The 11,881-nt window shown below is 46.2% G+C and carries 12 protein-coding genes; 8 read left to right on the top strand and 4 right to left on the bottom strand.

Going from position 1 to position 11,881, the window contains the following annotated elements; translation table 11 throughout:
• Window positions 1-64 precede the first annotated feature (64 nt).
• Complete coding sequence (locus tag G9F48_RS09005) at window positions 65-907, top strand: oxidoreductase (protein WP_165409378.1); 843 nt, start codon at window positions 65-67, stop codon at window positions 905-907.
• An 88-nt stretch (window positions 908-995) separates the two neighbouring features.
• Window positions 996-1,460, top strand: coding sequence for a Dps family protein (locus tag G9F48_RS09000; RefSeq protein WP_014305778.1), 465 nt, complete (start codon window positions 996-998; stop codon window positions 1,458-1,460).
• A 46-nt stretch (window positions 1,461-1,506) separates the two neighbouring features.
• On the opposite strand, the gene G9F48_RS08995 is transcribed toward G9F48_RS09000, so the two are convergent.
• Window positions 1,507-2,868, bottom strand: coding sequence for a S1C family serine protease (locus G9F48_RS08995; RefSeq protein ID WP_156735761.1), 1,362 nt, complete (start codon window positions 2,866-2,868; stop codon window positions 1,507-1,509).
• 275 nt (window positions 2,869-3,143) lie between these two features.
• Here G9F48_RS08995 and G9F48_RS08990 point away from each other — a divergent pair, with 275 nt between their 5' ends.
• A complete protein-coding gene (locus G9F48_RS08990) occupies window positions 3,144-3,821 on the top strand; it encodes a response regulator transcription factor (protein WP_007410069.1) in 678 nt (225 codons plus the stop codon).
• Window positions 3,818-5,173 carry a sensor histidine kinase gene (locus G9F48_RS08985; protein WP_070082341.1) on the top strand — a complete coding sequence of 452 codons (1,356 nt, stop codon included), beginning with the start codon at window positions 3,818-3,820 and terminating at the stop codon, window positions 5,171-5,173. The genes G9F48_RS08990 and G9F48_RS08985 overlap by 4 nt, the downstream gene beginning before the upstream one ends.
• A gap of 26 nt (window positions 5,174-5,199) precedes the next feature.
• Here G9F48_RS08985 and spxO read toward each other — a convergent pair whose 3' ends face one another.
• Entirely contained in the window at window positions 5,200-5,364 is a 165-nt protein-coding gene (gene spxO / locus G9F48_RS08980) for an anti-adapter protein SpxO (protein ID WP_003151811.1), read from the bottom strand.
• Window positions 5,365-5,542: 178 nt separating this feature from the next.
• Here spxO and G9F48_RS08975 point away from each other — a divergent pair, with 178 nt between their 5' ends.
• Window positions 5,543-6,418: a TetR/AcrR family transcriptional regulator gene (locus G9F48_RS08975; protein ID WP_017418948.1), complete on the top strand. Its 876-nt coding sequence runs from the start codon at window positions 5,543-5,545 to the stop codon at window positions 6,416-6,418.
• Window positions 6,419-6,454: 36 nt separating this feature from the next.
• On the opposite strand, the gene fumC is transcribed toward G9F48_RS08975, so the two are convergent.
• Both fumC and G9F48_RS08965 read right to left on the bottom strand, forming a co-directional pair.
• A complete protein-coding gene (fumC, locus tag G9F48_RS08970) occupies window positions 6,455-7,843 on the bottom strand; it encodes a class II fumarate hydratase (RefSeq protein ID WP_007410064.1) in 1,389 nt (462 codons plus the stop codon).
• Window positions 7,844-7,910: 67 nt separating this feature from the next.
• Window positions 7,911-8,096: a YvzF family protein gene (locus G9F48_RS08965; RefSeq protein ID WP_003151806.1), complete on the bottom strand. Its 186-nt coding sequence runs from the start codon at window positions 8,094-8,096 to the stop codon at window positions 7,911-7,913.
• 116 nt (window positions 8,097-8,212) lie between these two features.
• Here G9F48_RS08965 and G9F48_RS08960 point away from each other — a divergent pair, with 116 nt between their 5' ends.
• Genes G9F48_RS08960 through G9F48_RS08950 form a run of 3 tightly spaced genes read left to right on the top strand, consistent with a single transcriptional unit; the run spans window position 8,213 to window position 11,839 of the window.
• On the top strand, window positions 8,213-9,655 hold the full coding sequence (locus G9F48_RS08960; protein WP_165409377.1) for a spore germination protein: 1,443 nt from the start codon (window positions 8,213-8,215) through the stop codon (window positions 9,653-9,655).
• Window positions 9,630-10,730, top strand: a complete 1,101-nt coding sequence (locus G9F48_RS08955) for a spore germination protein (protein ID WP_109567189.1) — start codon at window positions 9,630-9,632, stop codon at window positions 10,728-10,730. Before G9F48_RS08960 ends, G9F48_RS08955 begins: the two co-directional genes overlap by 26 nt.
• Window positions 10,727-11,839, top strand: a complete 1,113-nt coding sequence (locus G9F48_RS08950; protein ID WP_165409376.1) for a Ger(x)C family spore germination protein — start codon at window positions 10,727-10,729, stop codon at window positions 11,837-11,839. Before G9F48_RS08955 ends, G9F48_RS08950 begins: the two co-directional genes overlap by 4 nt.
• Window positions 11,840-11,881: the final 42 nt, after the last annotated feature.

Here is an 11,881-nt window from a genome sequence, read left to right as displayed (position 1 = left end):
TTTCTCCTTCTTTCCGCGAGATGATATACACTATGAGATAAGAACAAACGGGGAGGATTATAAGATGAACAGAAAAATTGCCATTGTAACCGGCGCGACGAGCGGATTCGGGCTGCTGACAGCGCTGAAGCTCGCCCGGTCTTATCACGTCATCGCAACAGCCAGACAGCCGGAGAAAGCTGAAATACTGAAAGAGGCCGACGCTCAAGCGGGTGTATCCGAACATGTTACGGTCGTTTCTTTAGATGTGACAGATGAGCAGTCGGTGTCTGACTTCGGGAACACCATCAGCGGTTTCGGATCGATTGACCTGCTTGTCAATAACGCCGGCACTGCGTACGGGGGGTTTATTGAAGATGTGCTGATGGAACATTACAGACAGCAGTATGAAACAAATGTATTCGGTCTGATTCATGTCACAAAAACCGTGCTGCCTTATATGCGAAAACATGGCGGGGCGAAAATCTTCAATATCAGCAGTATCAGCGGACTGACCGGCTTTCCGGCTCTATCTCCGTATGTCTCTTCCAAATTCGCGGTTGAAGGGTTTACAGAGTGTCTGCGCCTCGAACTTCTGCCTTTAGGAATTGATGCCGCTTTAATAGAACCGGGCTCCTATAAAACGTCTATTTGGGAGACGTCTCTCTCCCGCCATATTACGGCGCCCGGCAAAGACTCGCCTTATTATCGCTTTTATCAGCCCCTTGAAGCTTACTTCAAAGCCAACGCATCCAAAAGCGGCGATCCTGATGACGTAGCGGAGCTGATTTATCAATTGGCACAAAGGAAACGGCTGAAGAAACTGCGGTATCCGATCGGCAGGGGCGTTAAGCTGACATTGGCTTTCCGCTCACTCTTTCCGTGGTCCGCTTGGGAATCGATTATAAAGAAAAAGCTGTTCACTTAAACTAAATTATAATAATTATAATTTAGTATTGATTTTTATTTGATACGTGATATAATTAAATTAACAGATCACAGGGAGGACGATGAATATGAATACACAAAACGCGAAAAAAACTGAAACTCTTGTTGAGAAATCAATGAACACACAATTATCAAACTGGTTTATCCTTTACTCTAAACTGCACCGCTTCCATTGGTATGTAAAAGGCCCTCACTTCTTTACGCTTCATGAAAAATTTGAAGAACTGTATAACGAAGCGGCGGAAACGGCGGATGCCATCGCAGAGCGTCTTCTGGCCATCGGCGGACAGCCTGCGGCGACTTTGCACACTTACCTTGAACAAGCTTCCATTACGGATGAAGGTCAGGAAAAAACGGCGTCTGAAATGGTGAAATCACTGGTTCAAGACTATAAACAAATCAGCCGCGAATCAAAATTTGTCATCGGCATCGCCGAGGAACAAAATGACCCGTCAACTGCCGACCTGTTTGTCGGATTAGTTGAAGAAGCGGACAAGCATGTGTGGATGCTGTCAGCCTACTTGGGAGAATGACGAAAAAAGCTGAACCTCAGTTGAAGGTTCAGCTTTTTTTATGCGTTCAGCTTGCGCTTTCAGTTTGTTTCGTTAATGTGACGTTCAGCGTCTTTTTGCTTCCGCTTCTGAGCACTTGAACAGTCGTTTTATCGCCGATTTTCAGCTGGTTATATAAGATCTGTCTGATATCAGCGCTGCTGTCGACATCTTTGCCGTTCAATTGTACAATGACGTCATTTGATTTGATGCCCGCTTTCGCAGCCGGTGAGCCGGATTGCACTTCTTTTACGTAAACACCCTTAGACAGCTGGTCGCCGAACAGTCCGAGCGTGTTTTCCTGATAGGTTTCCGGCACTTGCGCCATGTCAATCATCTGCACACCTAAAAACGGGCGCTCGACTTTTCCTTTTGCAAGCAGCTGGTCGACTATCGGTTCTACATCATTGCTCGGAATGGCAAAGCCCAGTGACTCCACGCCGTTTTCACTGACTTTCATGCTGTTGATCCCGATGACCTGGCCGCTTGAGTTGATTAACGGGCCGCCGCTGTTTCCGGGGTTAATCGCCGCATCCGTCTGAATCACGTTCATTTCCACCGTGCCTTGGGATGTATCGGCGTCCACCGTTCTGTTCAGCCCGCTGATGACACCTTGTGTGACGGTGCCGGAAAACTGCTGGCCGAGCGGGTTGCCGATGGCAATCACTTTATCGGCAATGCGGAGCTTGGAGGAATCCCCGAAGCTGGCGGCTTTTTTGACATTGGATGAGCTGATTTCCAATACAGCCAAGTCACTGATGGCATCCTTTCCGACAAGCTTTGCCGTTTCGGTTTTCCCATTGTAAAGAGTGACCGACAGTTTGTTCGCCCCTTCTACGACATGATTGTTTGTAATGATGTACGCTTTTTCGCCGTCTTTTTTGAAGATGACGCCTGACCCCGTGCCGCTTTCCGTTTCAGAGCTTGAACCGCCGTCAAGTCCGAACTGGCTGCTTTGCGAAGCTTGGTAGTTGGACACTCCGACAATCGCAGGCTCCAACTCTTCTACCATATCCGCTACGCTTGAGGTATTTTTCAACGGCGTTGACGTAAAATTCGAAGACTGAACTTGTTTCGTATCAGAAACGGCTTCTGTCTTATGCTGCTCACCCGGCAGGTTCGGCACGATGCCAAGCACGAGGCCGCCGCCGATAATGCCGCCTAAAATCGGGCTCAGCCAAGCGGCTCTCCGTTTTTTTTCTTTTTTCACGGCAGCCGTTTTTTCAAATTCCGTACCGGCAGCCGTCTCGTTTTCCGCTTCTTTCGAGACGGGCCCTTCAAGCAGCTCGGGCTCCTGATGGCTGATCTGCTGCTGTTCATTTCTGTTTTGCTCCGTATGTGAAAGATCTGACTGATCGCGGCTTCTGCCGTCATCTCGATGATCGTTCATATTCACGCACACTCCTTCAGCATGTTTCATTCTATCGATTACATATTCATCGCATGTACAAGTTCTATTGTCCCAATAATAAGGAGAAAAGCAAAGCTCCAAAACAAAATGTGTTTGAACATGTTATCTTCCCCGCTTTTTTTCTTCCTTTCTTCCCTTATACACATCATAAACAAACATTGTGGGATAAAAATGAAAAGAATATGTGAAATTATGAAAATGCGGCTTGAGTATGTTAAAACTAGTATAATGACGTTGAAAGGATGTGAAATGCCTTGTCATACACCATTTATCTAGTTGAAGATGAGGATAACCTGAATGAACTGCTCACAAAATATTTAGAGAATGAAGGCTGGAACATTACATCTTTCACAAAAGGCGAAGATGCCAGAAAGCAGATGCAGCCGTCTCCCCACTTGTGGATTCTTGACATCATGCTTCCGGATACGGACGGCTATACATTGATAAAAGAAATAAAAGAAAAAGATCCCGATGTGCCGGTCATTTTCATTTCCGCGCGGGATGCCGATATTGACAGAGTCCTCGGGTTAGAGCTTGGAAGCAATGATTATATCGCCAAGCCTTTTTTGCCGAGAGAGCTTATTATACGGGTCCAGAAACTGCTCGAGCTCGTGTATAAAGAACAGCCCGCCGCAAAAAAAACCGGCATCACCGTTTCTTCCTACAATGTGATCGAGGATGCCCGAGAGGTTTATGATGAAACCGGCAGCCTGGTCAATTTGACGTCTAAGGAATTTGATCTGCTGCTTTTATTTCTTCACCATAAAGGACACCCCTTTTCCAGAGAAGATATCCTGCTGAAAATATGGGGCCATGATTATTTCGGCACTGACCGGGTGGTTGATGATCTTGTGCGGAGACTGAGAAAAAAAATGCCCGGGTTAAAGGTTGAGACCATTTACGGATTCGGCTACAGGATGATGACGTCATGAAAAATAAGCCGCTTGCTTTTCAAATATGGGTGGTCATCTCAGGCATCCTCTTAGCCATTTCGATTCTGCTTCTCGTGCTGTTCTCAAATACGCTGCGTCATTTTTTCACGGATGAAACGTATACGACCATTGAAAATGAACAGCATGTACTGACGGAGTACCGGCTGCCCGGATCGATCGAGCGGGGATATTACAGCGAGGATGCGACCGCTCCGACGACTTTCCGATCCGTTCAGCACGTTCTTCTGCCTGAACGGGAGGAATCGGCCAGTGACAAAGACTTGAACTACTTTTCTTCTTCCTTTATCCATAAGGTGTACAAGCTCGCGGGCCGCCAGCACAGCGTCACGAAACGATACAGCGCGGACATCAGCGGTGAAAAAGTATTTTTCGTCATTAAAAAAGGCCTCACCATTAACGGCCAGGATGCGATGATGCTGTCTTACGCCCTTGATTCTTATCGTGATGATCTGGCATTCACCCTGTTCAAGCAGCTGCTCTTTATCATTGCCGGCGTGATTTTGTTAAGCTGGATTCCGGCGATTTGGCTTGCCAAATATCTCTCGCGCCCGCTCGTTTCCTTAGAGAAGCATGTCAAACGGATTTCCGAACAGGACTGGGATGATCCGGTCATCGTCGACAGAAAAGACGAAATCGGAAAATTAGGCCATACCATTGAAGACATGCGGAGCAAGCTGGTGCAAAAAGATGAAACGGAAAGAACGCTCCTGCAAAATATCTCTCATGATTTAAAAACGCCTGTCATGGTGATAAGGGGCTATACTCAATCAATAAAGGACGGGATTTTTCCTAAGGGGGATCTGGAAACCACAATTGATGTCATTGAAGGCGAAGCAGAAAAACTTGAGAAGAAAATTAAGGATTTATTATATTTAACGAAGCTTGATTATTTAATGAAGCAGCGGGTGCATCATGAGACATTTGACATTGTGAAGGTCACGGAAGAAGTCATTGAACGGCTCAAATGGGCCCGGAAGGAATTATCGTGGAGCGTTGATACAGAAGATGCATTAATGATGCCCGGTGATCCGGAACAATGGAGCAAACTTCTTGAAAACATTCTCGAAAATCAAATCCGCTATGCAGAAACGGCGATTCACATTCGGATCAGCCAAAATCAGCAGCAGATTGTCATGACGGTTAAAAATGACGGGCCTCCGATTGAGGATGAGATGCTATCCAGCTTGTACGAGCCTTTTAATAAAGGGAAGAAAGGCGAGTTCGGCATAGGACTCAGCATCGTAAAACGGATTTTAACCCTGCATAAAGCATCAATTTCAATTGAAAATGACCAATCGGGTGTAATCTACCGAATTATCATACCAAAGTAGACTGTAGTGTTTCATTGCAGTCTTTTTTATGTGAAGGAATAGCCGTTAAAATCTCTGTAGTTTGCTTTCAGCGGTTTTTGGCATTGATGAACCCATTTCTTTTCACAAATTGTCTTTTTCGGATATTTCACCTTTTCGACTTTAATTCCTCTGTTTCGCAAGCGGCTGATCATTTCATCTAATTCTTTCATTTTCAGATTCACCCTTTCGCCAGAACTTTGACCATTCGGTCAGCTCACTTTATAATATAAATAAAACAAAACAAAAAAACAAGTTACAATCAGGTTAAATTTACGGAATATCAATATGACCATATAGTCATACATGAGAAGCACAAGCCAGCCTCCTGGCTCCGAAAGGGTGGAACCATTGAAGGAAAAAGAAAAGCTGATCATTGAAGCAGCAATCAAACTGTTTGCCCGAAAAGGGTACAAATCTACATCGGTTCAGGAAATCGCCGATGAATGCAAAATCTCAAAAGGCGCTTTTTATCTTTACTTTCCTTCCAAAGAAGCACTGCTCCTATCCATGCTGAATTACTACTATGATAAAACGTTTACCCGAATCACGACGATCCAAACGGAGGGTGACAGTCCGAGAGCCGCTTACCAAAAACAGCTTGCGGTGTTTTACGAATCGATTCTCGCCCATCAGGATTTTATTACGGTGCAGATGAAAGACGGTTCACTTCCTTATACCGAAGAAGCGGCGCAGTGCGGAAAGAGAATCCGCCGGTCGATCCTGCAGTTTCATATCGACAGTCTTCTTGCTATTTACGGAGAAAAAGCTGAACCATACACAGCCGAGCTTTGTTTTTTAATAGAAGGAATCAGTCAGATGTATCTTGAGTATCTGATTCTGACCGGCCGGTCCGTACAGCCTTCGCTTCTGGCAAATACCGTGATTCACAGAATTGATGACATCGTAAACGGAATGGCGGACAGACATGATGAAGCATTTATTTCTCTTGATGAGGCAAGCTCGCTGTTTGGGCCCCTTCATAACGGGCAGCCCGATCCTTTAAGTCAATCGATCTTGCAGACCCTCCGCACCCGCATCGGCACGATGGACAAGGCGCAAGCATCTGAATTCACCGAGAGCTTGGATATTCTGGAAGCGGAAATGAAGAAAAAGTCACCGAAACCGGCAATCATCAAAGGAATGATTTTGAATTTGAAGGAATCCGACCTGCTGGCTGAAGATGCAGAACAGCTCAGATTTTTACTGAAACAGCAGTTTATTTAGAAGAACGGCCGCAATATCTGCAGCCGTTCTTTCTTTTTATGCTTTCGGGTGCACCATATCTTCCGGACGCACCATTTCATTAAATTGTTCTTCTGTCAGAAGGTTCAGCTGTAATGCCGCTTCTTTCAGTGTCAGGCCTTCTTTGTGGGCAAGCTTGGCGATTTTCGCGGCGTTTTCATAACCGATGTGCGGGTTAAGCGCCGTAACAAGCATTAATGAGTTAGAGAGATTTTCCTGAATCGTCTCTTGGTTCGGCTCAATACCGACAGCGCATTTGTCATGGAAGGAATTCATTCCGTCACTGAGCAGCTGCACGGTCTGCAGGAAGTTATAAATAATAACCGGTTTGAAGACATTCAGCTCAAAGTTTCCTTGGCTGGCCGCAAATCCGATTGTCGCGTCATTTCCCATCACTTGCGCGGCGATCATTGTCAGCGCCTCACTTTGCGTCGGGTTGACTTTGCCCGGCATGATAGAGCTTCCCGGCTCATTTTCAGGAATGACGATTTCGCCGATTCCGCAGCGCGGGCCGCTAGCCAGCCATCTGACATCGTTGGCAATCTTCATCAGGTCGGCAGCCAATGCTTTTAACGCGCCGTGAACGTGAGTGATTTCATCATGGCTTGTGAGCGCGTGGAATTTGTTAGGCGAACTTTTGAATGTCTGCCCCGTTACTTTTGTGATTTCTTCCGCGACGAATTCACCGAACTGCGGATGGGCGTTGATTCCCGTGCCGACTGCCGTGCCTCCGATGGCAAGCGCGCGGATTTTTTCCGTTGACTCAAGAATCATTTCTTTCGAACGGTCAAGCATGTATACCCAGCCGCTGATTTCCTGTCCGAGCGTCAGCGGAGTGGCGTCCTGCAAATGCGTGCGTCCGATTTTCACAATATCCTGATAAGCTTTCGCTTTTTCATCAAGCGTCGCGCGCAGCTGATCAAGCGCCGGAACGAGCTGCTCATATACGGCAAGAACCGCCGCAACGTGCATCGCCGTCGGGAATGTATCGTTTGAGCTTTGGCTGCGGTTGACGTCATCATTCGGATGAATCTTAAGCTCGGAATTTTTTTCTTTCAATAAAGCAGTCGCGCGGTTGGCCACCACTTCATTCATGTTCATGTTGCTTTGCGTGCCGCTTCCCGTCTGCCAGACAACGAGCGGAAAGTTATCGTCGTATTTGCCGTTTAAAACATCGTCACATACAGCGGCAATCGCCTGTGCTTTTTCAGACTCTAAGTTGCCGAGGCGTTCGTTGGCGATCGCTGTGCTTCTTTTCAATATTGCAAACGCCTTCACAACACGCTGAGGCATTTTTTCTGAACCGATTTTGAAGTTCTCCTTGCTGCGCTGTGTCTGAGCGCCCCAAAATTTATCTGCCGGAACTTTAACTTCTCCCATGGTGTCTTTTTCAATTCTGTAGTCCATTTATGTATCCCTCCATAACAGTTGCTTCACCCTGAGTATTATTCGCCAGTAACAGATGAAACCCTTTTTATTTTTCGGCCTTGGCCGTTTTTAATTTCAGCTCAAGATAGACGCGCGAATCCTTAGAGTATTTATACTTCGGATTTGTTTTACGGTATTCTTTCGACGTGTAAGCCACTTCGTAATGCGCTTCAAATGATTTGATGAGCTGTTCAATTTCTTCGGCATTCCCTGCCAGTCTGACTTGTGCCACATCTCTCCTCCGCTTTCATAAAAAAACTTGTACCATTAAATACTTTATCATAGTATATCATTTTTTTAACAGGAAAAGATAACCTCAATTAAGGATTGGAAGGCGGGTGACTGTCGATGGCGCAATCGGAATTCAAGGAATACATACACGTTAATCTGGCACTGGTGCTTCCCCACGTAGAGCAGAATGATGACCTGGTTCAAAATAAAAAGATGCTTCCGAACGGGCTTGTTTTTTATTATATGTATCTGAGTGAAATGAACGACGAAGACAAAATAAAAGAGGCGATTGAAACGCTGCTTCAGGAAGAAGACACTCTGACGCTGGATACGGTGGCGAAACGTCTTGATAAGATCAACGCCCGTCCCGTCTTTACGTCGAAGGAAGCCGTCATCTCCATTCTGCGGGGAAAATGCGCCGTGTTTATTAACGGACTTGACAGCGTATACATTTTGTCCACGGGAAAAAGAGAAAAAAGAAGCGTAAATGAACCCACATCCGAAAAGGTCGTAAGAGGTCCGAAAATCGCCTTCATAGAAGATTCTGATACAAACATCGCCATGATCAGGCAGCGCACGAACCATCCGAAGCTGAAAACGAAAAAGGTTCCGATCGGAGAAAACAAGTTAAAATACGCCACGGTCATGTACATAGATGATAAAGCGGACCCGTCTGTCGTCAGCGATGTTGTAAAGCGCCTCAGCGAAGTGAAGATGGACGACATCCAGGATTCCGGAACGCTTGAGGAGCTTATTGAGGATAATAAGTATTCGCCCTTTCCGCAAATACAAAATACGGAACGGCCTGATAAAGTCTCTTCCGCCTTGTTCAACGGCCGCGTCGCCATCCTTGTCGACAACTCGCCGTTTGCGCTGGTGGTTCCGGCTTCTTTAGGAATTTTAATGCAGTCTCCCGATGATTATTATGAACGGTGGATTTCCGCCTCACTCATCCGGGCGCTCAGGTTTACGTCTATTTTTATCACGCTGTTTTTTTCGTCCATTTATATCGCCCTCGTTTCGTTTCACCAAGGGCTGCTGCCGACGTCGCTTGCAGTCACCATCGCGGCGAACAGAGAAAACGTTCCCTTCCCGCCTATCATTGAAGCGATGGTAATGGAAATTACGATCGAGCTGCTGAGAGAAGCGGGCTTGAGGCTTCCCAGCCCGCTCGGCCAGACGATCGGATTGGTGGGCGGAGTCGTCATCGGCCAGGCGGCCGTTGAAGCGAATATTGTCAGCTCCATCATGGTCATCGTGGTCAGCATTGTCGCGCTCGCTTCATTTACGGTGCCGCAGTACGGGATGGGTCTGTCGTTCCGTGTGCTCCGTTTTATTTCGATGTTTACCGCGGCAGCTTTCGGGCTGTACGGCATGATTTTATTTATGCTGGCGATCTACACTCATTTATCGAGACAGCGAAGCTTCGGTTCTCCGTATTTCTCGCCGAATGGATTTTTCAGCTTAAAAAACGCAAACGACTCTATTCTCCGTCTCCCTATTAAAAATCAACCAAAAGAGGCGAAAAACGTAAATGAGCCAGAAAACAACTCACAATAAGCTTACAAGCTATCAAGGGACAGCATTGATTGCAAACACGATGCTCGGCGCGGGGCTCCTCACCATGCCGCGGGCGCTGTCATCCAGGGCAAATTCGCCGGACGGCTGGATCGCGTTATGTCTGGAAGGCGTCATCTTTATCTTTTTGATTTATCTCAATACGCTCATTATGAAAAAGCATCAGTACGGATCATTATTTGACTATATGAATGAAGGACTCGGCAAATGGGCGGGAAATATCGTCAATCTTATGATCTGTCTCTATTTTATAGGAGTCGCCAGCTTCGAAGCCCGGGCGATGGCGGAAATGGTCAAGTTCTTTTTATTGGAAAGAACGCCCGTGCCGGTCACGCTGTTTATCTTTATCGCCTGTTCCGTTTATTTAATTATCGGCGGCATGAGCGATATCGGCAGGCTCTTTCCTTTCTATTTAACGATTACGATTATTATTTTGCTGGTGGTGTTTTCCTTCAGCTTTAAAATATTTGATATCGACAACCTGCGGCCGGTGCTCGGGCAGGGATTTTCTCCCGTTATGGCTTCCTTGACCGTCGTTTCTGTTTCCTTCTTGGGAATTGAGATTATGCTGTTTCTCCCCGAGTACCTCAAAAATAAAAAGCACACATTCCGCATGTCGGCCATAGGCTTTGGCATCCCGATTATTTTATACATCATTACCTACGTTCTCGTCGTCGGCGCCTTAACCACCCAGGATGTCAAAACAATGATCTGGCCAACGATCGCGCTCTTTCAATCATTTGAAATCAAAGGGCTTTTTATTGAAAGGTTCGAGTCCTTTTTGCTTGTTGTCTGGATCATCCAGTTTTTCGCCACCTATGTATCATACGGATATTTCGCGACATCAGCTCTTCATAAAATTTTCGGGCTGAAACAGAAAAAAGGCATCATCTTCGTAGGCATCGCGACATTCTTCGGATCATTGTTGCCAAAAGACGGAAACAAGCTGATGCTGTTCAGTGATATTCTCGGCTATATCTTCTTGGTTTTCTTTTTGCTGCCTTTACTGATGTTTGCAGTCGTCGCTGTGAAAAGGAAGGTGAAAAAAGCGCAATGAAGAAATATATCGTAATCATATTTTGCACATTGCTTTTGGCCGGGTGCTGGGACAGCCGCAATTTAGAAGACTTGAGCCTCGTTATCGGAGTCGGGCTCGATAAACCCGCGGAAGAAAATGTGGAAGTGACACAGCAGATTCTGGTTCCGCAAAAAGCAAGTGCCCAGCAGTCGTCGTCAGGTGACACGACAAAGGTGACTTCCACTCCAGGGGAAACCGTCCATCAAGCATTACGAACGGCATCGTTAAAAAATCACCCCGCCTTCTCCCAGCACTTGCGTATCATGCTGTTTTCCGAAGCGCTGTTAAAGGATCACATCCCGCTTGACGCGTTGATGAACCAATTTATCAGGGACAACGGTACGAGAAGAAGCTGCAATGTGATGACGGTGCCGGATAAAACGAAAGATATTTTCAATATCAGTGACCAGGGAGAGCCTGCGTCAAATACGATCTATGACTTAACGGAGAACAATGCGGTCACCATCCGGATGATGGAGCCCGTGACATTGGGGGAAATATCAGAGAAAATCGCCAAAGGCGAGACCTTTGCCCTTCCTCAAGTGCGCAAAGTGGGCAGCAGACTGGAAATCTGGGGCGCTACCATTATTAAAAATAAATTCTGGTATGCGAATTTAACGCCTTTACAAGTCCAGAATATGAACCTGTTCACAGGCACGGTAAAGGGAGGCGTCACGTTTGCAAAGCATGACAATTATTATTTATCCTTCGAGGTATTTTCCAGCAAATATAATGTAAAAACAGAATATAAAAACGGAAAATTCAAGTTTATCGTCACCCGGTTTGTTGAAGGCCGTCTGTCTGAGGATTGGAACCCGAAAGAAGATTCTTTCAAGGAGTCCTATATAAATGAAATCAAAAACGCGGTAAAACACCGCATTCATTCAGATGTTATGGCATTCATTGATTACATGCAGCATGAGTTGAAAGTGGATATTACCGGGTTAGGCGATCAAGTCCGGATTCATTATCCCGATAAATGGAAAAAGATATCCTCTGACTGGGATCATCACTTCAGTGAATCGGATATTGAATACAAAGTCAAAGTCGCCATCAGGGATTTCGGAACAAAGGGAATGTCCCAATGACCCCGTCCCTCGGGAGAGTGTGCATGCGCCGCTCTCCTTTTC

The sequence above is a fragment of the Bacillus sp. EKM420B genome, assembly GCF_011065565.1.
Taxonomy (GTDB): domain Bacteria; phylum Bacillota; class Bacilli; order Bacillales; family Bacillaceae; genus Bacillus; species Bacillus velezensis.
Note: the sequence above shows the minus strand (reverse complement) of the source record. Positions and strands in the feature narration are given on the sequence as shown.